The organism is Fictibacillus phosphorivorans, assembly GCF_001619875.1.
Taxonomy (GTDB): domain Bacteria; phylum Bacillota; class Bacilli; order Bacillales; family Fictibacillaceae; genus Fictibacillus; species Fictibacillus phosphorivorans_B.
Map to the genome: position 1 here is coordinate 84,146 of NZ_LRFC01000012.1, position 23,920 is coordinate 108,065.

Below are 23,920 nucleotides of genomic sequence, written 5' to 3' on the forward strand. Positions count from 1 at the left end.
GAAGAACCTAATAAGAAGGGTATAGAGAGGTTGTACATTTGAGAAGGACGTTCGATTAGATTGTCCATGCGGATAGAACTCGAAAATATTTTTACGAGGTAATCTCTAATTTTTACAAGGTAATTCATTATTTATACGAGGTAATCCATAATAATTTCACGTATAAAATTATTTATCCGATTTTCGACAAAATCCAACAATCATTATCTATAAAAAGACTCACAAAGACTTTTCAGCACTTTGTGAGTCTCCTCATTAAGGATTAAGTTCCACAATCTTATGAGCTCCCCAAGGGGCAACACTTATCATAACATCCATATCACTAGCTTGCTCCTCAAGTTCCTTGCCTGTATTTTCTTGAACATAATAGCGTTCAAACCCATAAGTAAGTTCAATTTGATCAAAAGAATTGTCACCCCAGGTCTTTTCAGCTTTTGCTGTTAAAACAACCTCGTTATCCTTTACATCTGGTTTTTCTGGATACACATTCTTTACTACATAATATCCCTTTTTATCGGGTTGAAGTACAACATACGCATTCCGTTCTCCACGGTCAAGTGCAGTCAGATCCCCTTTATAAGTTGAGAGGGGTACCCTGCTGATCTCAAATCGAAGCGTTACATAATCTCCATATAAGATATCTCGTGGATCGACGGGTACTGTTTTAATTTTTATCTCTTTTCCAAAATAATCAATGCTGTAATAACTTCCGGCAATAAAAACAAGAAACAAAACTTGAAGAAGGGCAGCGATCATCCAGCCGCGTTTTTTAGTCATGGTGCGGTCCTCCATTCTTCAAAATCTTCATTTTCTTACGCTGAAGAAACGAATTTAGAATAAATAACAGAATCCCGCCTAGCAAGAAGAAAATGGATTTTGGCATGAATGACCATGCTAGATTAAAGTATCCCATTAGACAGACAAGCAAAAACAGCACGATTCCGAAATTGATCTGTGACCTGTTCTCGTTTCGATATCCTTCAGCCAGCTTGAATCCGGAATAAACAAACATGACAATCAAATAAACGAGACCTACCAATAGTGGATCAGCTACTTTTACAAGATAGAAAAACGGTACGAAAATTAATAGTTCCCATGCGTGCATGTAAAGGTTCTCTTTACGTTTTCCTATGATTGAAAGGGCAAGGATCACGATCAATATCGGAAGAAACACATATGGTGCGGGAAGTTCAAGATCAGATGAGAAGTCATTTGTCAGCATGAAATATAAACCGTAAGCATAACCGAAACCAATGAGTGTTCCTAAAGTATGAAACGGCTGTTTAAATACATTCTTCTCAACCCATAATCCAGCTGTAAATAATGCAAAGCCAAATAGGAAGAACCAGAGGAAATTGATATCCTCAACAATAATGAACATTAGAGCTTGAATACTTAAGCCGACGGTGAAAACCCATGACTTCTGATTCGTCGGGTAAAGGAATACATAACCGCCAACAGCCAAGAGAAAAATGACAAATAAAAGGTAACTAAAGCTTTGGAATTCGTTTAAGCTATAAAGCTGACCACCGACTGTTAGCACACACAAGAGGAAGTAATAGAGTTTGTTGCGGTCTCTAAACAAATAATACACGGCAGGTAAACTCCAAAAAACAAATAAACGTGCATCAACGGCATTTAAATGGAACGTCTGTCCCAGTAATATAATGGAGGCGCCGAAGGAAATGATACCGAGGATGTTAAGAGAAGTTCCCAACGTATCGTTCCCTGCTTTTAAACTGCGATCTCCAGTGTAGTAAAAACCGAGCATAATTACGATGAGCAATAAAAGTCTTGCGAGCGGGGAAATCTCACCCCAGTTGGATGCAATGAAAGATAAGATACCGATTCCAATCAAAATACTAGCTAAAACAGGCAAAATGCTAGTTACTCTGCGTTTGTTATCTGTATCAGGATAACGTGCAACAATCAAATCAAGCTGATCCTCCGTGATGATATTGTCTTCTACCCACTTTTGTCCTTCGTTTCTCATCCATTTTTTGTTCATTTTATCCCACCTCATTTCATGTATATGTATGGTCAATGAAAAACAGGTCGTATTAAAATATATTCTCTTTAAGTGTAATATTACACTCTGATTATTTTGATATCAAGAAATAAAATGATTATTTAATTCGAATGTTTTATTATAAACGGTCATAAGTCGCAAACTTTGTAGCTCTTGAAAGTGATTGATTTCCGTTCCGGGCTGCTCGCTTTCCGCGGGGCAGGCGGTGAGCCACATTCGTACGTTTCACTCTTAAGTGTCTCACCTGCCCACCTGTCCTAGCCGAGAGTCTCGCATCCTCCACTCCAATCAACCTAGGCAAAGAAGAAAATTAAACAAATGCCTCTAAAGAAACAATCTTTTAAAGAAGAACCTTAAAAAAAGAACAGCCTCTAAAGCTGTTCCCTGATTTCTGCTATTTATTTTTTATCCTGTACATAGTGTACGACTTTCAAAACGGTCTTTCGAGGTAAGAATCGAACGATGTTAGCTAATGCTTTGTTTTTAAAGCCGGGAACTTCTACAGCTTTTTCTTTCATGAGTGCGTTATAGCCAGATAATGCTACATCCTGGGCATTCATTGTACCTGATTGGAAAAGGCGAGAAGACTCGAGACTTGCTCTTTTCTCAAAATTAGTCGCAGTTGCCCCAGGGCAGAGTGCTGTTACGCTGACGTTAGTATGGCGCAGTTCGTAATCGATCGCCTCTGAAAAAGAAAGCACATATGCTTTCGTTGCATAGTACACGGCCATTAATGGACCTGGCTGAAAAGCTGCAGTAGAGGCTACGTTTAAAATCTTACCTCTGTTGCGCTTGATCATGCCTGGCAAAAGCTGTTTTGTTAAGGTGGTTAAAGCTGTGATGTTTACTTGAAGCATATCCTTTTCGTCTTTCCATGATGTCTCATCAAATGGTCCGTATGCTGCGAATCCGGCATTGTTGATTAAGATATCGATCTCTATCCCTTTTGCCAAAATTTCTGCAGTCAGTTCTTCTGCAGCATCAGCAAGACTTAAATCTTTTGAGAAAATCGTTACTTCAATACCATGTTTCGCTCTTAAACCATTTGCAATCTCATTAAGTCTTTTTTCATTTCTTGCCGTGAGTACGACATGATAGCCATCTTTTGCGAGCAGGTTTGCAAATTCAAGTCCTATTCCGCTTGAAGCTCCAGTAATTAAGGCTGTTTTTAAAGCTGATTGATTATTTATCATAAGGAATACATCCCTTTCTGTTTTTATGTTTATATGTTTAAGAATATCAACATGATAACACATCAGGAAAAATAAATAAACAACATTTGCACAAAAAAGGTATGATGGAAGAAATAAGAATATTTAGACAAAGGAGGTGCGCACGTGAAAAATGTTCTAGTGGCTAAGCATCCAGCAACGGGTGAAACGATTGATCAATGGCTGGTAACAGAAGAAATGCAGGTTCCGGATATGTACGAAAAATCGTCCGCTGCGTTTCAATTTTGGTCCACTCGCTCATTGGAAACTCGATTGTCTTTTATAAAAAAAATGAAGCATCATCTATTAGAGAATATGGATGAGATCGTAGATGAAATATGTGCAGCAACAGGGAAGGTTAAGACGGAAGCTCTAACCGCTGATCTAATGCCTGTTATTGATATCATCCAGCATTATGAAAAGCGCGCACCAAAAATATTAAAGCGGAAAAGAGTATCAACGCCTCTTTTATTTGTTGGAAAGTCCTCTTATGTAGATTATTTTCCTTTAGGGACGGTGTTGGTCATCTCGCCATGGAACTACCCGTTTCAGCTTTCAATGACACCAGTTATTTCTGCTTTAATCGCGGGTAACTCCGTCATTTTAAAACCGTCTGAAGTAACGCCGACAATCGGACTTTTAATTGAAAAAATTGCGAGAGAAGTCAATCTTCCTAAGAATATTCTACAGGTAGCACATGGAGGAAAAGAGCTTGGACAGGCACTTGTTTCAGGTAATCCTGACAGCATCTTCTTTACAGGATCTGTTGAAACAGGGCGTAAAATCGGAGTTGAAGCAAGCAAGCGATTCATTCCGTATACGCTTGAACTAGGCGGGAAGGACCCAATGATTGTATTTGAAGATGCCGCATTAAAACGAGCAGTAAACGGTGCAGTTTGGGGAGCCTTTACGAACGCTGGGCAAGTGTGCATGTCCATCGAACGAGTCTATGTGCAGCAAGGCATAGCAGGTGAATTTATTGATCGGCTTGTTGAAGAAACCAAAAATCTTAAAATGGGTGAAGACATTGGTTCTTTAACTTTTCCGCATCAAAAAGACATCATTAGAGATCATGTATTAGACGCTCTTGAAAAAGGGGCATTATTGCTGACCGGACAACACCCAGATTACTGGGGAGATGGTATGTACATTGAGCCGATGATCTTGACGAACATAACTGAAGATATGAAGGTTGTGACGGAAGAAACCTTTGGCCCGGTTATGCCAGTGATTACTTTCCTAAAAGAAGAAGAGGTCATTGAAAAAGCGAACTCCACAGAGTTTGGTTTAAATGCGAGTGTTTGGACGAAAGATGCAGCAAAAGCGAATCGCGTAACATCAAAATTGGTTACCGGCAGTGCTGTTATCAATGATGTATTGGTATCTGTTGCAAATCCACACTTGCCGTTCGGCGGGGTGAAAAACAGTGGAACAGGCAGATATCATGGAGATGAAGGAATTTATATCTTCACCCGTCAGATGTCTGTAATGAAGGACGCTGGACTTAAACAGCGAGAAATCAATTGGTATCCCTATGACAATAAATACGGAAAAGTAAGAACGCTAATTAAAGCTTACTTTTCAAATAAAAAACAGTTAGCTGCCCTCATGCGTTCAGGTATAAAGCAGCTTAGAAAGAAATAAAAGCGGTTCAGCTTATGCTGAATCGCTTTTATTTGTCCATCTGACACAGATACTTCGTAATGAACATGAGTTATTCCTTGATTAGAGTCACTTTTTCCGTGAAAAGGTTCTATTTTTCCGTGATTAGAGTCACTTTTTCCATGATAAGGGACATTTATTCCGTGATTATTCAAAATCATGTTTATGCAGAGTGGAATTGGTAACTGGCACGACAGTTTGTACACCTGCACTAGCCATTTTTATAAAATACATTCATCTTCAATAATATTGATCAACTGTTTTAGCTGCACAACGGTTTGGTCAAGCGTTAAAAAATAAAAGATCTCTTTCCCCTTTTTTTCCGTTCCAACAAGTCCCGCTTCACGCAATATTTTAAGGTGGTGCGAAACGGTTGGCCGTGACATAGGGGACTGACTCGCTATATCTGTGACATTCAATTTATCTGTTTCAGCTAATAACAGGACAAGATCTTGTCTGACAGGATCACCCAGTGCTTGAAACAAAGGGATGGTTTTTCTAAACATTTCTACAGCGTATTCGTTTGACATCATATCACCAACTTTTTCTATATCATCCGTTTTATTTTCTTTACTATAAATCAGTATAAACGATTGGTCCAATTATTTTTAAAATTTGAGTGGGAACAGCACTATAAATTGCCAGTATCCAACGCGCATATGAAAAACTTTGGGAAACAAAATAGGTATAAGGGGGTGAAACACATGGCAAGAAGAAACAAATTGGTAGTCCCAGGAGCGCAGCAGGCAATCGATCAAATGAAATATGAGATCGCATCTGAGTTCGGTGTTACACTTGGCCCAGATACAACTGCACGTGCAAATGGCTCGGTTGGCGGGGAAATGACAAAACGTTTGGTAGCGATGGGTCAGCAGCAATTAAGCGGCGGAAATCGCTAAAGAAAGCAAAGCATTAGATGAAAAGGGGGTGGAGCAATCCACTCCTTTTTCAAGATTTAAGGAGTGATAGTAATGGCGATGTGTCCGATATGCAACAACTTTCAAACCATAAACGTTAGATGTCCTGAATGCGGGCGAGCTGTTCAAGATCAAGGAAAAGTAAGTGATTTTTTTGATGATTATAGTCCCGATATGGAGACAGATGAACTTAAGCTGGAAGATGGATATCCGACAGATTTCAAAGACAGCCAGTGTCCTCATGTCTTTTATTGTGATTCGTGTCATCAAGAAGTGCTTTTTTTCATTGGTGAATGGGAATAAAAACCTTCATTTCCTTATAGAAGGACATGAAGGTTTATTGGCTTACGCTGATTCGTTTTTCAATGACTACTCTAAGCCAGTCAAGTAAAGAAGTTAAAATCCAATAGATCACTGCAGCCTCTACTAACACAGGAAGTACGATTAACTGAGAGGCACTTATCTGATCTGCCATCAACGTTAGTTCTGGTACGGTAATAACAGAAGCTAAGGACGATGCCTTTACGATATCAATCAATGAGTTCCAAACAGATGGAATGGATATTCTCCAAGCTTGAGGAAGAATGACTTCTTTATACGTAAGATATCTGTTCATTCCTAACGAAAAGGCTGCTTCCCATTGTCCTTTTTCAATAGATTGAATCGCTCCTCGATAAGATTCTGCAATATAAGCGCTAAAATGAAGAATGAGTCCAGCAAGTGCTGCTTGCCATCCTTCTGGTACATAAATAAAAGTAAATCCGTTATAAAGGATCAATAATTGGATTAATAATGGCGTTCCCCTAAAAAAAGAAATATACCCCTTTGCAAACCCTGATAAAAATCGATTGGATGACATCCTGCATAAAGCAATAACCAATCCAAAAATAAGCGCTCCTAGTATAGAAACTAGACTGATAACAACAGTAAAAACAGCTCCCTCCAAAAGATAGGGGAGGGAGTTGATCAGAATTTCTGATAAGTTATTCACTTACATCTTCTCCAAAATATTTTTCAGAGAGTTTTTTCAACGTGCCGTCTTTTTTCATTTCTTCAAGGGCTTTGTCCACATCTTCTATTAGCTGCTTATCATCTTTTCGGAATGCGAATGCCATTTCGTTTTCGTTGAAAGGTTCACCAACCGCTTTTACGTTGTAGTCTGTGTTCTTTAATTCTGTGAGGATGAAGAGTTTATCGTTCATAGCTGCATCAACACGGTTTACATCAAGATCTGTTAAAACTTGTGCAATCCCTTTATAGAACTTTGTTTTTGCACCAGCTTTTTCTGCTTCTGCTGCATAGTTGCTTCCTTGTGTTGTACCCACAACTTTTCCTTTAAGGTCTTCAATCCCTTTTATATCTTTGTTGTCTTTATTAACGATTACTTGTCCGCCAGAAACGGTGTAAGGTGTTGAGAAATCGTACTTTTGCTTTCTTTCGTCTGTAATGGTTACTTGGTTTGCTACAAGGTCAAAGCGTTTTGAATCCAGGGAAGTAAACATGTTCTTCCATTCTGTAGCTACAAACTTAGGCTTCATATCGAGACGTTTTGCTACTTCTTTTGCAACTTCTACGTCATAACCCGTAATTTCGTTTGTTTTTTTATCACGGTATGAGAATGGGGGATATGTAGCCTCCGTACCGATTGTTAGTTCCTTTTTCTCTGCATCTGAACCTGTATCTTTAGATTGATCAGAGGTTCCGCAAGCCGATAGCAGAACAGCTGATAGGGCAAGCGCCGAAAGGAATTTAAATGTGTTTTTCAAATGAAGTCCTCCTTATCGAGATAATCCCGACAAATTTTATAGAATTAATTGTATAAACCAACTGCGGTTTCGTCAATCATTTAACATTTTCCCCGATAAAGAAAAAAATAACAGGGGAATTTTAGATTGATTATCTAATCACATAAAAATGATGGGGTTTCACATAATTTTAGCCTGTCATCACATAATTTTTGTCTATCATCATATAAAAATCACGAGTCATCACATGAAAATGTCATTTCATCATAATCGTCAACGAAAAAAGCTCTGCTTGATAATCAAGCAGAGCTTTCAAAGCAATATGGTTTAACGAATACGGATTTCAGTTTCTTTGTCGAAGAAATGTGCTTTGTTCATGTCAAAAGCAAGAGAAATACTTTGTCCGTTCTGAATATCAGTACGAGAATCAACACGTGCGATGAAGTCTTGTCCGCTAACAGTGGAGTATAGGAACGTTTCAGCACCCATCAATTCAGCAACGTCAATCTTCGCTTCAATTTTCGTATTTGAAGAAGACTCTAAGAATACAGGCTCATCATGGATGTCTTCAGGACGGATCCCAAGAACAACTTCCTTGTTGTTATAGCCTTTTTCTTGTAGTACTTTCATCTTTCCGCCAGGAATTGCAATTCTTGTGTCTCCCACTTTAAAGAAACCGTCTTCAAGCGTTCCGTTTAAGAAGTTCATTGCTGGGCTTCCGATAAATCCACCAACGAAAATGTTTTCTGGCGTATCATATACTTCTTTTGGAGATCCAACTTGTTGGATGTGTCCGTCTTTCATAACAACGATACGCGTTGCCATTGTCATCGCTTCAGTTTGGTCATGCGTTACATAGATTGTAGTCGTTTGAAGACGTTGGTGAAGCTTTGTGATCTCTGCACGCATTTGAACACGAAGTTTTGCATCAAGGTTAGATAACGGCTCATCCATCAAGAATACTTTTGCATCACGAACGATCGCACGTCCTAGTGCAACACGCTGACGCTGACCACCTGAAAGAGCTTTTGGTTTACGGTCTAAGTATTGCTCAAGGCCAAGAATACGAGCTGCTTCTTTCACGCGCTTATCAATTTCTTCTTTGCTGAATTTACGCAGCTTTAGTCCGAACGCCATGTTGTCATAAACGTTCATATGAGGGTAAAGCGCATAGTTTTGGAATACCATCGCGATATCGCGATCTTTTGGAGCAACATCGTTTACAACGCGGTCGTCGATTACAAGTTCGCCTTCCGAAATTTCTTCAAGACCAGCGATCATACGAAGAGTCGTAGATTTACCGCAACCTGATGGACCTACGAATACGATGAATTCTTTGTCCGAGATATCAAGGTTAAAATCATGTACAGCTGTTACTTTGTTATCATAACGTTTTACGATGTTATTTAATTTAATTCCTGCCATTGTAAAATCCCCTTCCGATGTAAACGTTTTCTTAATGTTTTAAGTTTACGCCTTAAGAACCATAGTCGTAAATGGACGACATGCCTAAAATGAAAACACCTCTTTATGCAATGTGCACAAAGAGGGTTTGGAAGTATTGATTTCCGCTCCAGGGTGCTCGCTTTCCGCGGGGCAGGCGGTGAGCCACATTCGATCATTTCACTTTTAAGTGTCTCACCTGTCTAGTTGCAGTGGCTACCCCTCGAGGTCAAAAGCTAAATGGTCCACAAGGCAAGTACGCCTTGCTTGCCCATTCACCTTTTGCTTGTCGGGGCTGAACGAGCCACTTCCACTTTTCGGACTGCCAGCCTGTCCCACAGGAGTCTCGCACCTTACGCTCCAATCAACTTTTCATAGAAGGAATTGAAACAAAATGCAACTGAAGCAGCAATCTTTATAAAAGTTATAAATTTCTATTTTGTTCGTAAGACAAAATGGCCATGTAGACAGTTAGTGCATTTTTAAACTGTTTGACGTCTAAACCAGTCTTCTCATAAAACTTATCTACTCGGTATTGGAGACTATTTCGATGAATGTATAGCTTTTTCGCAGCTAGTGAAGCGTTCATGTTGCATTCTGCAAACACTTTGATGCTTTTTAATGTTTCTTGGTCTTCGTTATCCCATTCTGTTAATAGCGCCTGTAAGGTTTTCTCTGCCAACGGGTTTGCAGACTGAAGAAGTAAATGAGGAACCACATCCGCTATCGTATACACAGGTTTGGGGTGTAACTGATTTTTGACTTCAATAAATTGCTGCTGTTCACGCTCGTAAGTTTTTTGGGCATGAGATAATTGATACTGATAGGATCCGATATAGACGGAAACATCAATATAAAAGTCAGTTGACAGCATGTCTTTAAGCGCTTCATAAGGCGTGTCGATAAACTCTTGCTTCGACGTTTCAATAATTACTCCGCCTTTGTGGTCTTTATTTAACAGGAGGACGGCATCTTCAGGAAAGAGTCCGTTAACCGCTTCTGAAAAAGAGATAAAATCGGTGATCGGCTGCTTGCTAAAAAAGTGCACAAAACGGTAGAAGGTTTCTTCATCTAGTAATGCGTCTCCCTTAAGGATGGATTCCCATTTTAACTGTGCAGTAGAATAAGCAGGTGTATTTGTATCATTTTCATAGGTGTTAAACATGGACCGAAGCAATCGGCTCTCTGAATCAGAAAGGGAAGATTGAGATATGCCAAAACGCGTTCCTTCATCTGTAATGAACCAGAGGTACCCTGACTGTTGTGAGGTATCCGTTGTTATCGAATTTCCGTAATGTTTCTTTAACTTATCGAGCATCCTTTTTCATATCCTTTCAAGAAAAAGCTTGCTATTATTATAACAATGTTAAGTGGTTTACTAAACAAACAGAATGTAAAGGGAGGAGCCATCATGAAAAATTGTCCATGAGTAACGACTTCTACGGTCGTGTACGACTGGAATAACAAAGAAATCTGGACGAATCAACAAAATTGGGATAGGCCGCAATCAAAGTCTCTTATACTCACATTCGATGATGGCCCGTCTTCGGTACTCATTCCCTTGCTGGATATTTTAAAGAAACATGATGTGAAAGCGATGTTCTTTTGGCAATCAAGGCTTCTCTATAAAAAAAGACCCTGGAAAAGGGTGTTGAAAGAAGGGCATATGATCGGCGGCCATTCATTGCGTCATCGTGACCTTACGAGACTGAGCTGTTATGAACAGGAACATGATATTCATAACAATATAAAACATATTGAGAGCCTGACAGGACAAAAGGTAAAATACTTTCGTCCGCCATACGGTCAGTTTAACGAAGATACATTGCAAGTTTTAAAGAAATTAGATGTGGTTCCTTTCTTATGGGAGGTCGCAGGACTGGATTGGGAGCTTAAGCACAACCAAAATCAAATTGTACATAATGTCGTGAATTATGCAGATCATGGGTCGATTATTTTGCTTCATGAGCTAAAGCAAACGGTTATGATCTTGGATGATTTAATAGATGAACTTAAAAGAGAAGGCTATGAGTTTATACTGCCTCCTGAATAATGAAGAAGGTGGAGGAAAAGGATGAGAAAAAGAATTGTTGTTTCTTTTAGTGGTGGAAAAGATTCTATTCTAGCTCTGCATAGGCTGCAAACATCAGGGGAATGGGAGATCGATTCCTTGGTGACAACTTTAACGGAAGACTATGACCGAACAACCATGCATGGTGTTCGATATGAACTATTAAAGCAGCAAGCTGAATCTCTAGGTATCCCCCTTCGAATCGTGTGGATTCCACGGAATTGCTCTAATGAGGTGTATCAAGAAAGGATGCAGAAAGCGGTCAATGGAATACTTGCTGACGGTGTTCACCATATGATGTTTGGGGATATCTTTTTAGAAGATGTAAAAGTGTATCGAGAAAAAATGCTAAAGGGGACGGGGCTGACTCCTATCTTTCCTCTTTGGGGAGAACAATCAGACGCTATTATAGCGGAGTTCTTAGAGAAGGGGTTTAAAACGGTTGTTTGCTGTTCTGACACAGATAAAATAGATGCTTCTTTTACAGGAAGAGTTTTAGACAAACAATTTATTGAAGAGTTTCCCGCAGAGCATGACATTTGCGGAGAGAACGGAGAATTCCATACCTTTGTATTTGATGGACCTAACTTTTCTATTCCAGTTGCGTATCAGTTAGGCGAGAATCGGTTGGCAAAAGATATGTTGACGAACAAAGACCGATTTTATTACGTTGACTTGCTTCCCGTTGGTGTAGAGAAATAGATATCCGATTGGTGTCCAAATTGCTTGAGACTTTTGAAATGACGTATACTAGGTAAATAGAATACGCAGTTATTGGAGAGAATCATTATGGATATGTGGATTACAATAATCATCATGGTTGTGGTCGGTGCATTAATTGGGGGATTAACCAATCTGATAGCCATCAAAATGTTATTCCGCCCATTTAACACCTTATATATTGGGAAATTCAGAATACCATTCACACCTGGGTTAATTCCAAAACGAAGAAAGCAGCTCGCGGTTCAGCTAGGTGAAACGGTAACGAATCATCTGCTGACGGCTGAGGGAGTGCAGGCGAAAATTAACGATTCAGGATTTCGTACAGAAATGACGGAACTTGTTCAAGGTGAAGTGAAACGCTTTTTAAAAAGCGACATGACGATCAGCGAATTATTGCAAAAAGATTTTGGTGTGGCTGATATTCAAAGTCGTATTCAAACGACAACTGAAGCATGGCTAGCCAACCGAATGAAACTCATGCTTGAAGAGTCAAACGGCAAGGAAATGAAAGACATACTGCCGGAAAAGTTTGTTGCTGCGGGTGAAGATAAGCTTCCTGAAGTAGTGGACTGGCTTTTAAATAAAGGCATCCTGTACTTAGAAAGTGACGAAGGCAGAAAATCACTGGCTAACGGAATCGATGCGTTTTTAATGGATAAAGGGATGCTCGTGAACATGGTGTCTATGTTCTTTGGAAATGTGAGTATCGCTGAAAAAGTACAGCCTGAACTGATTAAGTTTATGAAGCATGAAAACACACGCGAAACAATGCTGCAGCTTCTTCAGCAAGAATACCGAAATTTCATGGATAAAAAAATGGACGAGGCTTTAGGGTTGCTAGATTTGCCTGAAATTACAGCAGGTCTTGCAAAAGAGATTACAGCAAGACTGCCAATCGAAGAGTATTTAAATACACCCGTTCATTCGCTAGCAGGAACTGTAGAAGGATGGATTGTAGACGATCTTACGCCAAAAGCAGTAGCGGCTGGTCTTGATCTGTTTGTAGCAAAATTAGAAGTTCTTCTTGAAAAAATGCACTTGGCAAAGATCGTGGAAGAACAAGTAGAAGCATTTTCACTAGAGCGTTTAGAAGAGATCATTATTGCAATCGCGAAAAGTGAACTGAAGATGATCACTTGGCTAGGAGCTCTTTTAGGTGGAGTGATCGGATTATTACAAGGTATCCTTGTACTATTTTTGTAGAGTCTGTTATAGTGGGTACCGTAGTTAATCAATAGGAGGTTTTTTACCAATGGCAAACGTATACGATGTTGCATACGACTTAGAAAAAGCACTGCGCAATAGTGAGGACTTTACAGCTTTAAAACAAAGCTATGATGAAGTAAATAACAATCCGGAAACAAAAGAACTTTTTGGCAAGTTCCGTGATATTCAAGTAAATCTGCAACAAAAACAAATGAGCGGCCAAGAAGTGACTCCTGAAGAAATTGAAGAAGCTCAAAAACTGTTTGCTGATGTTCAGCAGAACGAAACGATCTCAAAGCTTATGGCTGCAGAACAACGCATGAGCATGATCATTAATGATTTAAACAAAGTAATCACAAAGCCTTTGGAAGAACTTTACGGACCAATGGTTGATGAAGCTGGACAAAAACAATAATCAGCTTTTGATAAACCCCTGTTTCTTTACGAAACAGGGGTTTTTTATTATGTGTTAAGAATTCCTAGGCTTGTCAGCGTTCTAAAGCATGTTTCAAGGTCATAGACTTAACTCGAGTTCTTATACTTTATTTTCGCGAAATGGGGGGAGCAACATGGTATACCGTTTACTAGCGATTGACATCGACGGAACCCTACTGCGAAGCAATTTCCGTATCGATAGAGAAACGAAAGAAGCCATTGATTATGTGCAGGAAAAAGGGGTATATGTCACACTCGCTTCGGGCAGGAGCTTTCCATCTACACAAAAGATCGCAAAAGCGTTAAAGATCGACAGCTATCTGATCAGCCACAACGGAGGATTCATATCAGCGTCCCTTGATGATCCTCTGCAAGAAAACAGGTTGTCGGTCGAAGATACTTACAAGATTGTAGAGATCCTCGAGAATTATGAATGCCACATGCGAGTAGTTCATGAACGTTTTTCTATAGGGAATCAGCTGAAACAAAAAAGCCAGCTTGTAGCAAAGTTAACGTTAAGCACAGGTGATCCTTTGTTTTACCCGGTTTCGTTTACAGAAAACCTCGGAGATTATATTTTGGCGCAAGAAGTGGCACCGCCAAAAATGGATGTGCAGTTCTTTGATGAAAAAGAATGCGAATCTGCAATTAAGTATTTGAAAGAGCAAATGCCAGACTTTGAGTATTCATCTTCAACGAAGTGCCAGTTAGAGATCACGGCTAAAAAAGTAACAAAAGGGAATGCTTTAAGGTTTCTTGGTGAGAAACTTGGTATCGCACCAAACGAGATGGTGGCGATCGGGGATTCGTATAACGACATGGACATGATCGAGTTCGCAGGTCTTGGTGTGGCGATGGCAAATGCACCTGACGAAGTAAAGAGAAAAGCGAAGTGGATCACACGTACGAACGATCAGTTAGGTGTTCCGTACATGGTAAAAGAAGTGTTCCGAAAGCAGATGCGCTTCCAAACATTGAAAAAATAGAGAAGTTAGTAATGATAAGGGACTCTTTTTGGACATTTTTGTCTGAGAGGAGTCTTTTTGTTGTGTGAGAAGGCGGGGAGAGCAGGATTTATGCTCGTTCGCGGAGATTTATGCTCGTTCACGGGAGTTTATGCTCGTTCACGGGAGTTTATGCTCGTTCGCGGAGATTTATGCTCGTTCGTGAAGATTTATGCTCGTTCACAGAGATTTATGCTCGTTCACGAATCTTATGCTCGCCTACATAACCTCCGCCTCCCTTCGACATCCACCGTCGAATTTCGTAAAAAACGTTTCAGTTTTGTTACAAATGTAGAAAATGAAAGGGTTTTCATGAATCATGCCGAATAATATTTATGTAAGAACCACAATGCAAAGGGAGGATTCAAATGGAAAAAACAGTAGACCTTCAATTAAAACCAAAGGTGGCCGAGTTCCTAAACGGAACGAAAAAACATTTTATCAATGGAGAATGGGTCAGCTCAGCTAGTGGTAAAACATTTGAAACGTTAAACCCTTCAACAGGAGAAGTACTAGCAGTCGTATCTGAAGGTGGTACTGAAGATATTGACAAAGCGGTGAAGGCTGCAAGAGCAGCATTTGAAACAGGATATTGGTCAAAGATGCCTGCTTCAAAGCGCAGTTACTTAATTTACAAACTAGCAGAATTAATGGAAGAGAATAAAGAAGAATTGGCACAGCTTGACACATTGGATAACGGAAAGCCGATCCGTGAAACAATGAATGCGGATGTTCCGCTTGCGATCGAGCACTTCCGCTATTATGCAGGCTGGGCAACAAAAATCGTAGGGCAGACGATTCCTGTAGCAGGAAGCTTTTTTAACTACACACGTCATGAAGCGCTTGGCGTAGTAGGACAGATCATTCCTTGGAACTTCCCGCTATTAATGGCAGCTTGGAAGCTGGGTGCGGCACTTGCAACAGGATGTACAGTTGTATTGAAGCCGGCTGAGCAAACACCTCTTTCTGCACTTTACTTGGCAAAATTAGCACAAGAAGCAGGATTCCCTGAGGGTGTGTTAAACGTTGTAACAGGTGCTGGTGAAACAGGTGCGGCATTAGTTGACCATCCAAATGTGGACAAGATTGCATTTACCGGATCAACAGAAGTTGGAAAGTTGATCATGCGCAATGCGTCTAACTCATTGAAGCGTGTAACACTTGAGCTTGGCGGAAAATCTCCGAACATCATCTTGCCTGATGCTGATATGAGCCGTGCGATTCCAGGGGCGTTAAGCGGAATCATGTTCAACCAAGGACAAGTTTGCTGTGCGGGATCACGTCTGTATATCCAAAAGAAATCGTTTGATAATGTCGTAGCAGATCTTGTGTCTCATGCGAAAAAAATCAAGCAAGGTCCTGGATTAGATCCTGATACAACAATGGGGCCATTAGTATCTCAAGAACAGCATAACCGCGTTCTCGGTTATATCCAAAAAGGACAAGATGAGGGTGCTGAGCTTCTGACTGGTGGTACTGCTCCTTTTGATAGAGGATATTTTGTTGAGCCGACAATCTTTGCGGATGTTGATGATAAGATGACAATCGCAAAAGAAGAGATCTTCGGACCGGTTGTGGCAGCAATGCCGTTTGAAGACTTAGATGATGTAATCTCTCGTGCGAACGACTCTGAATATGGTCTTGCTGCAGGACTATGGACGGAGAACTTAAAAACAGCTCACTATGTATCTAACAAATTACGTGCGGGTACAGTTTGGGTAAACTGCTATAATGCTTTTGATGCGGCTTCACCATTTGGCGGATACAAGCAATCTGGTATCGGCCGTGAAATGGGATCTTATGCATTAAATAACTATACAGAAGTAAAGAGCGTGTGGGTTAACCTTAAATAGACAACATAGAATGACGGGGTCAAAAAACTGAACGGACAAATAGGAAAAACCGGGTGCTAGATCCAGCATCCGGTTTTTTCTTTGTTCATTGATAAGCGGCAAATCTCTTGGTCAGATTTGTATTCTCGGTACTCATGTAGGAGGACTACACTCCGCTCCTCAAAAACTTCACTTCCTCGACCTTCTTGCTTCTGAATGAACAATTTTAACATTGATAGCAGCGAATTCTTAAAGCATTACCTTAATAAACCTTAATCCGGTGTCATCATAATCAAGGCTGCGATAAAACTCATGCGTGTCTGTCCGCTGCTTGCCGCTATTTAGTAGTATCGCTGTACAGCCTTGTTCTTTTGCCCATTCTTCTCCGTAACGAACGAGCTCTTTACCAATTCCATTTCCTCTGAACTCTTCACTGACAACAAGTGCAGTAATCCGGGCGTAACAGCCGTTCTTTTCGAAATAAATTCCTTTTGTTAGTCCGATCATCCCGATAACTTGATCGTTTACACATGCCACAAAACAAGCATACGCTGCATTTGGGAGCAGAGTTTCCAAACGCTCTGTCATCTCTTCTGGCTTTGTCGGATAACCCAGCTCGCCCATAAGATAAGATAGTTCATAACTGTCATCGTATCGTGCTTCGCGCAGAATCACTTCACTCATTGTTTTTCCCCTCGTTTCCATGAGTTTCACTAGCGATGGAAAAGAAGCAATTGTCCCTTTGGTGAAGTCAGACGATGCGTTTTTTCTTGCATGTTTAGTTCAGCCAAACGGGCTTCTCCCCGTTGTTTCGCTTCAGAGTCGTTGGATGCCGTTATGTTTTCATCCAATATTTTTTCCCCGTTACTTTCATAAGCTGTTAAGGCGTATGTATTCATGGTGATCTAACTCCTTTCGTATCTAAGTTTCATTTCAACATTCGACGATTTTTTCCTGCCGCTAACTTTAGAATTTGAGCGAAACTTAGTTCTTTATCATCTCGTATAAGGAATTATATGGTATATTTTACAACGGGAGGGAAATTCATGTTAACCATTAAAGATGTAAGAAAACAGTTTGGAAGTTTTACAGCCGTAGAAGGAATAACATTGGAAATTCCTAAGGGGGAAATCTTTGGTCTATTAGGTGCAAACGGTGCTGGAAAGACAACAACATTCAGGATGATTCTAGGGCTTTTAACACCTTCAGAAGGAAAGATTACTTGGAACGGAAAAGAGATTTCGTATGAGACGAGTGACCTGGTTGGTTATTTACCTGAAGAAAGAGGATTATATCCTAAACTGACAGTTCGAGAGCAGTTGATCTATCTCGGACAGCTGCGCGGCATGACTCGATCAGAAATACAAGAACAAACTCATAAGTGGCTTAAGCGTTTTGGAGCAGAAGAATATTTAAATAAGAAGGTAGAATCGCTGTCTAAAGGGAATCAGCAAAAAATACAGTTTATTGCTGCTGTTCTTCATTCACCAGAACTTTTAATTTTAGATGAACCGTTTAGCGGTCTTGACCCGGTGAACGTTGAACTTTTAAAGAATGCTGTACATGAACTTAAAAAAGATGGAACAACGATCGTGTTCTCCTCACACAGAATGGAGCATGTTGAAGAACTGTGTCAGCACCTTTGCATCATGCATAGAGGGAAATCAGTCGTTCAAGGTAATCTAAAAGACATTAAGCGATCGTTCGGGAAGAAGAACGTTTCGGTGAAAGCTGATTTTGATCTAACTTACTTAAAAGAGACGAATGGCGTTGTGAAACATCGGTTAACAGCAGATGGTATAACACTTCAAGTAGAACGGGAAGAAGTGGCTCATGACTTGTTTCAAGCGATACAGTCAAAGGGATTTGTACGAAAGTTTGAACTCGAAGAACCATCCTTAAATGATATCTTCATCGAGAAAGTAGGTGTCGTTCATGAATAAATTTTTTACGGTATTGATGCATACATATCGTTCTAAGATAAGATCGAAACCATTCCTGATCTCAACACTTGTTACAATCGCTTTATTATTTGTTGTTTCAAATATGGGTGAGATTACAAAAATGTTTGGCGGGGATGAAGAGTCTAAAATTGGTGTTATTGACAACACGGGAAATACCCTCCCTGCACTTCAAGAACAGCTTAAGGCTGCTGGAGCTGACTTGAAAGCAGAAGCAGTTGATAAATCTGAAAAAGACGCAGAAAAATCTGTGTTAAATGGAGACTTGGACGGTCTTTTAATCCTTGATAAAGATGCTTCAGGAATGATTACTGGAAGCTATAGAGCAGAGGATGTTACAAGCCAGGACTTGATCACAGATATTGAGATAGCACTTCAACAGATTAAAAATAAGTCGGCAGCAGAATCCATTGGTTTGAATCAAGAACAGCTGGCAGCTATCTATCTTCCAGTATCGTTTGAAAAACAATCTCTGTCAGATACGGCAAAGAGTGAAGAAGAAGCTGCTCAAGTCTACATTCTCGTTTATTTTGTTTTATTTTTTATGTATGTTTCTGTCATGATGTACGGTAGTATGATAGCAGTTGAAGTGGCAACCGAAAAATCGTCGCGTGTGATGGAAATCTTAATCTCGTCGGTTTCACCTGTTAAACAGATGTTTGGAAAGATATTTGGTATCGTGCTGATCGCCCTTACGCAACTCGTATTGTTCGTCATCGGTGGATTCGCAGCGGTAAAATTAAATGAAAATCTTAGTGGAAGTGAAAGCATTATACAAGAACTTAAACTGAACGAGATCCCAACGCCATTAATTGTCTATGCTCTAATCTTCTTCGTACTAGGATTTTTCCTGTATGCTACTCTATTTGCGATGCTTGGTTCGTTGATTAGCAGAGTAGAAGAAGTGAACAACATTATGACTCCTATCGTTTTTGCAATTGTCGCAGCATTCATGATCGCGATGTACGGACGAGAAAATCCAGAATCTGCATTCGTAGCTGGAGCTTCTTACTTCCCATTATTCACGCCGATGCTCATGCTGCTCCGGGTAGGTATGCTGTCATTGCCAGTTTGGGAAGTAGCTTTAGGTATTGGAGGGCTTGTCGCAGCAATCGTTTTATTCGCAGTGATCGGAGCAAGGGTTTACCGCGGAGGCGTTTTAATGTACGGCAACGCCCCATCATTAAAACTAATCAAACAGGCTCTGTTGCTATCAAAAGAAGAAAAGAAAAATACAACAGGGGTATAAAATGGACCTTAAAAGAGAGTGTAGTTGCTCTCTTTTTTTATTTGTGATTTTTTTAAGGTTTGTTGCTTTTGGCTTTTAATTTCTTCTTTTGCATGTTGATTGGAGTGGAAGGTGGGGAGACTCCTGCGGGACAGGCTGGCGGGTGAGACACTTAGAGTGAAACGTTCGAATGTGGCTCACCGCCTGCCCCGCGGAAAGCGAGCCACCTGGAGCGGAAATCACCCACTTTCAAAAGCCATAATGCATAACCAAAAAAAGAATGTAAGCGAACGTGCTTTCGTATATATGATAAAATGAAGGGAAGAATGGTAGAAAAAGAGGATGAGTGAAATGATAAAATTCTTACATTGTGCAGACCTTCATCTAGATAGTCCGTTCAAAGGACTTTCCTCACTGCCAGAAGGACTTTTTAAGCGTCTTTCTGAGAGTACGTTTTTATCCTTTAAAAGACTGATTGATCTAGCGATTTCAGAAAAAGTAGATTTTGTTGTTATCGCAGGTGACCTTTACGACAGCGGAAACCGCAGTTTAAAAGCGCAGTCCTTTCTAAAGAATTGTTTTGTAAAACTTGAAAGTCATAACATACACGTTTATATCAGCCACGGAAACCATGATCCATTGGACGGGCAATGGGTCAATCTGGATTGGCCAAGTAATGTGCACTTTTTTGAAGGGAACAGCATTCAGACATTTCACTTTGAAAAAGAAGGAAGAAAAATGGTCTGTCTTCACGGCTTTAGTTATGAAACAGCGGCTGTAACCGATAACCGTACGTTAAGTTACCCTGAAAAGAAGGACGATCTGTACCATATTGGTATTTTGCATGGCCAGGCAGATGGATATAGCGGCCACAGCAGGTATGCTCCTTTTTTGGTTTCTGAGCTATTAAAAAAGGGATACGACTATTGGGCGCTTGGCCACATTCATAAAAAAGTAGATCTGAGTATAGAACCGCCAATTCGGTATTCAGGAAACATACAAGGAAGACATAGTGGAGAAACAGGTGAAAAAGGCGGATATATCGTTACGCTGAACGGTACGGAAGTGGAGAGCGTGTTTCAGGCTACATCTGAAATTGAATGGCATGAAGCAATGATTGATCTAACGGAAGCGGATAGTCTTCAAGAAGTGATCACGCTTTGTGAAAGAAAAGTAAATACCTATCAACAAACGTATAAAGGTGTATTTCTTGTTCTTACACTGTCTGGACAAACGCCGCTTTATGAAAATCTATTAGATGGCATGTTTTTGGAGGACCTACAAGAAATCTTGCTTGAAGATGATTACACCACATCGTTCGTACATGTGGTTTCCATTAAGAATGAAACGAAGCCATCTTTACAGGATGAACGATCGCTTAAACAGTCTGAATTCTTCAAAGATATACGATCTGTTATAGAGGATGACTTAGAACTTCAAAAGGCGATTGCAGAGTTGACCACACATAAAACAGCTAGAAAATTTTTAGAGCTTGAGGATCAAGATTGGGAAGAGATTCAGAAACAAGCAGAACATTTACTAATATCTGAGCTGCATAAAAACAGGTAGGTGAGAAAATGAAAATCTTGTCACTTCATATCTATCATTTTGGAGGATTGAGGGATTGTAAGATATCGTTCGAAAATAACGGCTTACAAATGCTTTATGGTGAAAATGAAGTCGGGAAAACAACATTAATGGACTTTATAAAGTGCATGTTATTTGGCTTTCCTTCAAAAAATCAGTCACAACGCCGCTATGAGCCGAAGAACGGAAACAGAATGGGAGGGAAGATGACGATTGAGCATCAAAACCATGGGGTGTGGACGATTGAGAGAATAGCAGATTCTTCGGTATCTGGTGATGTCTCGATCTATAATGAAACAGGACAGAAGAATGACGGATCTTTTCTGATTCAGTTGCTGGACAATATGGAGCAGTCTTTATTTACGGGTGCTTTTTGTTTTGGGCTCGATGGGCTGCAAAAATTGGATAAGCTTTCGTCTGAAGAACTTGGAAACTTCTTGTTAAGTACAGCTCTTTCAGGTGACCGTGATCTCCTTGAGGTTGAGCAGGTTTTTGAGAAGAAACAATCTGCTTTATTTAAAAAGTCTGGAAAAAAACCGATCATCAATGAAAAATTAGATCAGTTAAAGTCCGTTGGAAAAACACTTGAAAGCTTAAAAAGCAAGAATGAAAGTTATCTAGCTATTAAAATTCAGAAGGAAAGCCTTGAGAAGGCGTTGGAAAAAACGAAACAAGAATTGGTAGATGTGCAAAAAGAAATGCGCTCAGTCAAAAGATTGTTTGAACTAAAACCCGTATTGGAAAAATATAAGCAACTGAAAACCGAATGGCATTCTTTTGACTCAACAGAATTGCGTTTTCCTGAAAACGGAATTGGGAAATATGAGGATTGGCAAAAGGAATGCACGCTTTTGAAAGGTGAACTTACATATATAGAGGACCGTCTTATCGAAGCCGAAAAAGAGAAAAACTCATTTGTAATCAAAGAAAAATTAGTCCGTCATGAAAAAGAGATTAAACAACTGTTTAACAAACTGCCGCGATATGAGCACCTCTTTAACCAGCTTCAAGATACACAGAGTACGATTCTATTTATTGAAAAGGAAGAAACAGAGCTGTTTGATGCGATCGGTGAAACGTGGTCTGAAACAGAACTAAAGAATTTATCGCTCACATTATCTTCTCTTCATCACCTCGAAGATCTTATAAAACAGTCTGGACACATAGAAGACAAAAAGCGCAGATTGGAAGATGAACTGGAGGATTCAAGATTAAAGCTCGAACATTTGGAAAAAGAGGAAGCAAAACAAAAAGATTTGCTCTTATCAGAGGAAGAAGTAGCAAAATACCAGACCGCAAATAAAAAATATCAGACAAAAAGCATTCCATTGTATTCAGCACTCCTGCCCCTTTTTGCTGCTATTGTGCTTTTTTGGTCAGGCTGGTCTTCAAGTTCTTTACCCGTTATGCTAGGTGGCGCTATCGTGTTCGCTGCTGCCATCATCTTAGCCTTTATCCACATGAAAAATGACAAGGCGAGTGGAGAAATACCCAGTCATACACCTCACAGAATAATGGAGGACGAAGTGAACAGGAAGCAGTGGATGCACGTAACTGCTCAGCTTTCTAATGAAAATAACATCTATGTACAGCTTGCCAAACAACTGGATTATTTAGAAGTAGAAGAAGCGTCCATTTTGGAAAGAGCAGAACATTGGGCACTCCAAAACAGATATAAAGGAACCGTAGATCAACTTTTGATATCAGGTTATATGAAAAGAATTCTTCAGCTAAAGGAATTATTGAAGCAAAAAGAGACGACTATTCAAAAGATGCGGGAGTTAAACGTACAGCAAGAAGAATACGAACATGAAGCGGCTTCCTTGTCTGATGTATTGGAAATAGAGTATAACGGCGACACGAAAGACTGGATCGTTTCGTGTTATTCTTCGCTAGAAGATCAGTTGAAAAATAGATCGCGAGCAGAGCATCTCTCAAAAAATGGTGAACAGCTCATTGAACGGAAAGAAGAACTTCTGAAAAAATTAACATTCACTGAGAACCAAATGAAGAATTTATGGAAAGAAGCAAATGTCACCAAAGAAATTGATTTTTACACAAGAGCGCATGAGAAAGCTCGCTTAACAAAGCTTAAAGAAGAATTAACTGCACTTACTAATCAATTAATCTCGCTTGGTTTTTCATCAGAAGAAATAGAGAAAATGGCTAATAGTGTAACACTTCACTATGAGGATACGGTCCAGCTTATAGAGAATTTGGAGAAAAAGGAAGAAGACATACAAAAAGATTACTCGGAGAAAGTGGAAGAAAAGGGAAGATTGGACTGGGAGTTAACAAAACTTCTTGAGGACGGAAGTTATTCCGAACATTTGCACCGGTATGAACTGTTAAAAGAAGAATGGAACAGCTATGTAAAGAAGTGGGCGAGCTTACGTCTTGCACAGCACGCACTTTCAAAAGTGAAAGAAAACTATCAAAAGACAAAGCTGCCAGCGGTTTTAGAGACTTCCAGCGTTTATTTTAGTAAAATAACAGAAAGTGAATACCAATCCATCCTGTTCACAGAAAAAAATGAACTGATGGTCATAAAAGAGGACGGAACTCGTTTTTACCCGCATGAGCTGAGCCGCGGAACTGCTGAACAAGTTTATTTGGCGATTCGAATGGCTGTTGCCCTCCATGCTGGACCTAGAGACTTTCCGATTTTGATGGATGATATTGCAGTGAATTTTGATGAAAAGAGAACAAGACGCACACTGCAGCTGATTCAAAAAGCTGCACAGGAAAGGCAGATTTTGTTCTTTACCTGCCATAAACATGTAGCTTCAATCGTTCCGTCTGTTCCTCTTATACATTGGCCAAGCCAATCTGTTATCGCTGAATTGTAAACAAAGGAGGGGAATGA

General features: G+C 39.9%; 24 protein-coding genes. 13 read left to right on the forward strand and 11 right to left on the reverse strand.

Annotation, left to right across the window (positions count from 1 at the left end):
* Positions 1–255 precede the first annotated feature (255 nt).
* The 4 genes from AWM68_RS08500 to AWM68_RS08510 all read right to left on the reverse strand — a co-directional run bounded on the left by AWM68_RS08500 (position 256) and on the right by AWM68_RS08510 (position 3,222).
* Entirely contained in the window at positions 256–777 is a 522-nt protein-coding gene (locus AWM68_RS08500) for a GDYXXLXY domain-containing protein (protein WP_066239910.1), read from the reverse strand.
* Positions 770–2,008, reverse strand: a complete 1,239-nt coding sequence (locus AWM68_RS08505) for a DUF2157 domain-containing protein (RefSeq protein ID WP_066239913.1) — start codon at positions 2,006–2,008, stop codon at positions 770–772. The genes AWM68_RS08500 and AWM68_RS08505 overlap by 8 nt, the downstream gene beginning before the upstream one ends.
* 139 nt (positions 2,009–2,147) lie before the next feature.
* A complete protein-coding gene (locus tag AWM68_RS21995; RefSeq protein ID WP_269446785.1) occupies positions 2,148–2,273 on the reverse strand; it encodes a hypothetical protein in 126 nt (41 codons plus the stop codon).
* A gap of 154 nt (positions 2,274–2,427) precedes the next feature.
* Positions 2,428–3,222 carry an SDR family NAD(P)-dependent oxidoreductase gene (locus tag AWM68_RS08510; RefSeq protein ID WP_066239915.1) on the reverse strand — a complete coding sequence of 265 codons (795 nt, stop codon included), beginning with the start codon at positions 3,220–3,222 and terminating at the stop codon, positions 2,428–2,430.
* A gap of 144 nt (positions 3,223–3,366) precedes the next feature.
* Here AWM68_RS08510 and AWM68_RS08515 point away from each other — a divergent pair, with 144 nt between their 5' ends.
* The gene (locus AWM68_RS08515; RefSeq protein WP_066239918.1) at positions 3,367–4,884 is read left to right on the forward strand and encodes an aldehyde dehydrogenase family protein; all 1,518 of its coding nucleotides are present in this window, start codon (positions 3,367–3,369) and stop codon (positions 4,882–4,884) included.
* Positions 4,885–5,123: 239 nt separating this feature from the next.
* Here the strand turns inward: AWM68_RS08515 and AWM68_RS08520 are convergent, their stop codons facing one another.
* Entirely contained in the window at positions 5,124–5,435 is a 312-nt protein-coding gene (locus AWM68_RS08520; protein WP_066239922.1) for an ArsR/SmtB family transcription factor, read from the reverse strand.
* Positions 5,436–5,606: 171 nt separating this feature from the next.
* Between AWM68_RS08520 and AWM68_RS08525 the strand changes: the two genes are divergently transcribed.
* A complete protein-coding gene (locus AWM68_RS08525; protein ID WP_066239924.1) occupies positions 5,607–5,801 on the forward strand; it encodes an alpha/beta-type small acid-soluble spore protein in 195 nt (64 codons plus the stop codon).
* Positions 5,802–5,873: 72 nt separating this feature from the next.
* Entirely contained in the window at positions 5,874–6,122 is a 249-nt protein-coding gene (locus AWM68_RS08530) for a hypothetical protein (RefSeq protein ID WP_066239927.1), read from the forward strand.
* A 34-nt stretch (positions 6,123–6,156) separates the two neighbouring features.
* Here AWM68_RS08530 and AWM68_RS08535 read toward each other — a convergent pair whose 3' ends face one another.
* From AWM68_RS08535 to AWM68_RS08550, 4 genes are all read right to left on the reverse strand, one after another.
* A complete protein-coding gene (locus AWM68_RS08535; protein WP_066239930.1) occupies positions 6,157–6,810 on the reverse strand; it encodes an amino acid ABC transporter permease in 654 nt (217 codons plus the stop codon).
* On the reverse strand, positions 6,803–7,585 hold the full coding sequence (locus AWM68_RS08540; RefSeq protein ID WP_066239932.1) for a transporter substrate-binding domain-containing protein: 783 nt from the start codon (positions 7,583–7,585) through the stop codon (positions 6,803–6,805). Before AWM68_RS08540 ends, AWM68_RS08535 begins: the two co-directional genes overlap by 8 nt.
* A 306-nt stretch (positions 7,586–7,891) precedes the next feature.
* A complete protein-coding gene (locus AWM68_RS08545) occupies positions 7,892–8,989 on the reverse strand; it encodes an ABC transporter ATP-binding protein (protein WP_066239934.1) in 1,098 nt (365 codons plus the stop codon).
* A 442-nt stretch (positions 8,990–9,431) separates the two neighbouring features.
* Complete coding sequence (locus tag AWM68_RS08550) at positions 9,432–10,325, reverse strand: PucR family transcriptional regulator (protein ID WP_066239937.1); 894 nt, start codon at positions 10,323–10,325, stop codon at positions 9,432–9,434.
* 129 nt (positions 10,326–10,454) lie between these two features.
* Between AWM68_RS08550 and AWM68_RS08555 the strand changes: the two genes are divergently transcribed.
* The 6 genes from AWM68_RS08555 (at position 10,455) to AWM68_RS08585 (ending at position 16,299) form a co-directional block, all read left to right on the forward strand.
* Positions 10,455–11,060, forward strand: coding sequence for a polysaccharide deacetylase family protein (locus tag AWM68_RS08555; RefSeq protein WP_231868399.1), 606 nt, complete (start codon positions 10,455–10,457; stop codon positions 11,058–11,060).
* Between the two features lie 21 nt (positions 11,061–11,081).
* Complete coding sequence (locus AWM68_RS08560; protein ID WP_066239941.1) at positions 11,082–11,780, forward strand: diphthine--ammonia ligase; 699 nt, start codon at positions 11,082–11,084, stop codon at positions 11,778–11,780.
* A gap of 87 nt (positions 11,781–11,867) precedes the next feature.
* On the forward strand, positions 11,868–13,004 hold the full coding sequence (locus tag AWM68_RS08565) for a DUF445 domain-containing protein (RefSeq protein ID WP_066239943.1): 1,137 nt from the start codon (positions 11,868–11,870) through the stop codon (positions 13,002–13,004).
* A 49-nt stretch (positions 13,005–13,053) separates the two neighbouring features.
* Complete coding sequence (locus tag AWM68_RS08570; RefSeq protein ID WP_066239946.1) at positions 13,054–13,422, forward strand: YlbF family regulator; 369 nt, start codon at positions 13,054–13,056, stop codon at positions 13,420–13,422.
* A 154-nt stretch (positions 13,423–13,576) separates the two neighbouring features.
* Positions 13,577–14,428: a Cof-type HAD-IIB family hydrolase gene (locus tag AWM68_RS08575; protein ID WP_066239948.1), complete on the forward strand. Its 852-nt coding sequence runs from the start codon at positions 13,577–13,579 to the stop codon at positions 14,426–14,428.
* A gap of 386 nt (positions 14,429–14,814) precedes the next feature.
* Positions 14,815–16,299 carry an aldehyde dehydrogenase family protein gene (locus AWM68_RS08585; RefSeq protein WP_066239954.1) on the forward strand — a complete coding sequence of 495 codons (1,485 nt, stop codon included), beginning with the start codon at positions 14,815–14,817 and terminating at the stop codon, positions 16,297–16,299.
* Positions 16,300–16,527: 228 nt separating this feature from the next.
* Here AWM68_RS08585 and AWM68_RS08590 read toward each other — a convergent pair whose 3' ends face one another.
* Both AWM68_RS08590 and AWM68_RS08595 read right to left on the reverse strand, forming a co-directional pair.
* Positions 16,528–16,962 carry a GNAT family N-acetyltransferase gene (locus AWM68_RS08590; protein WP_231868400.1) on the reverse strand — a complete coding sequence of 145 codons (435 nt, stop codon included), beginning with the start codon at positions 16,960–16,962 and terminating at the stop codon, positions 16,528–16,530.
* A gap of 29 nt (positions 16,963–16,991) precedes the next feature.
* Entirely contained in the window at positions 16,992–17,177 is a 186-nt protein-coding gene (locus AWM68_RS08595; RefSeq protein WP_066239956.1) for a YhzD family protein, read from the reverse strand.
* Positions 17,178–17,324: 147 nt separating this feature from the next.
* Between AWM68_RS08595 and AWM68_RS08600 the strand changes: the two genes are divergently transcribed.
* The 4 genes from AWM68_RS08600 to AWM68_RS08615 all read left to right on the forward strand — a co-directional run bounded on the left by AWM68_RS08600 (position 17,325) and on the right by AWM68_RS08615 (position 23,903).
* On the forward strand, positions 17,325–18,221 hold the full coding sequence (locus tag AWM68_RS08600) for an ABC transporter ATP-binding protein (protein WP_066239957.1): 897 nt from the start codon (positions 17,325–17,327) through the stop codon (positions 18,219–18,221).
* Positions 18,214–19,488, forward strand: a complete 1,275-nt coding sequence (locus tag AWM68_RS08605; protein ID WP_066239960.1) for an ABC transporter permease — start codon at positions 18,214–18,216, stop codon at positions 19,486–19,488. The genes AWM68_RS08600 and AWM68_RS08605 overlap by 8 nt, the downstream gene beginning before the upstream one ends.
* A 330-nt stretch (positions 19,489–19,818) precedes the next feature.
* Positions 19,819–21,036 carry a metallophosphoesterase family protein gene (locus AWM68_RS08610; protein ID WP_066239963.1) on the forward strand — a complete coding sequence of 406 codons (1,218 nt, stop codon included), beginning with the start codon at positions 19,819–19,821 and terminating at the stop codon, positions 21,034–21,036.
* Between the two features lie 8 nt (positions 21,037–21,044).
* A complete protein-coding gene (locus AWM68_RS08615) occupies positions 21,045–23,903 on the forward strand; it encodes an ATP-binding protein (RefSeq protein WP_066239966.1) in 2,859 nt (952 codons plus the stop codon).
* Positions 23,904–23,920 lie beyond the last annotated feature (17 nt).

Coding starts and splice junctions, on each gene's coding strand:
- AWM68_RS08600 (WP_066239957.1), top strand. CDS start 17,325: ATGTTAACCATTAAAGATGTAAGAAAACAGTTTGGAAGTTTTACAGCC.
- AWM68_RS08520 (WP_066239922.1), bottom strand. CDS start 5,435: ATGATGTCAAACGAATACGCTGTAGAAATGTTTAGAAAAACCATCCCT.
- AWM68_RS08530 (WP_066239927.1), top strand. CDS start 5,874: ATGGCGATGTGTCCGATATGCAACAACTTTCAAACCATAAACGTTAGA.
- AWM68_RS08500 (WP_066239910.1), bottom strand. CDS start 777: ATGACTAAAAAACGCGGCTGGATGATCGCTGCCCTTCTTCAAGTTTTG.
- AWM68_RS08550 (WP_066239937.1), bottom strand. CDS start 10,325: ATGCTCGATAAGTTAAAGAAACATTACGGAAATTCGATAACAACGGAT.
- AWM68_RS08610 (WP_066239963.1), top strand. CDS start 19,819: ATGATAAAATTCTTACATTGTGCAGACCTTCATCTAGATAGTCCGTTC.
- AWM68_RS08560 (WP_066239941.1), top strand. CDS start 11,082: ATGAGAAAAAGAATTGTTGTTTCTTTTAGTGGTGGAAAAGATTCTATT.
- AWM68_RS08510 (WP_066239915.1), bottom strand. CDS start 3,222: ATGATAAATAATCAATCAGCTTTAAAAACAGCCTTAATTACTGGAGCT.
- AWM68_RS08605 (WP_066239960.1), top strand. CDS start 18,214: ATGAATAAATTTTTTACGGTATTGATGCATACATATCGTTCTAAGATA.
- AWM68_RS08615 (WP_066239966.1), top strand. CDS start 21,045: ATGAAAATCTTGTCACTTCATATCTATCATTTTGGAGGATTGAGGGAT.
- AWM68_RS08585 (WP_066239954.1), top strand. CDS start 14,815: ATGGAAAAAACAGTAGACCTTCAATTAAAACCAAAGGTGGCCGAGTTC.
- AWM68_RS08570 (WP_066239946.1), top strand. CDS start 13,054: ATGGCAAACGTATACGATGTTGCATACGACTTAGAAAAAGCACTGCGC.
- AWM68_RS08575 (WP_066239948.1), top strand. CDS start 13,577: ATGGTATACCGTTTACTAGCGATTGACATCGACGGAACCCTACTGCGA.
- AWM68_RS08595 (WP_066239956.1), bottom strand. CDS start 17,177: ATGAATACATACGCCTTAACAGCTTATGAAAGTAACGGGGAAAAAATA.
- AWM68_RS08505 (WP_066239913.1), bottom strand. CDS start 2,008: ATGAACAAAAAATGGATGAGAAACGAAGGACAAAAGTGGGTAGAAGAC.
- AWM68_RS08525 (WP_066239924.1), top strand. CDS start 5,607: ATGGCAAGAAGAAACAAATTGGTAGTCCCAGGAGCGCAGCAGGCAATC.
- AWM68_RS08590 (WP_231868400.1), bottom strand. CDS start 16,962: ATGAGTGAAGTGATTCTGCGCGAAGCACGATACGATGACAGTTATGAA.
- AWM68_RS08565 (WP_066239943.1), top strand. CDS start 11,868: ATGGATATGTGGATTACAATAATCATCATGGTTGTGGTCGGTGCATTA.
- AWM68_RS08545 (WP_066239934.1), bottom strand. CDS start 8,989: ATGGCAGGAATTAAATTAAATAACATCGTAAAACGTTATGATAACAAA.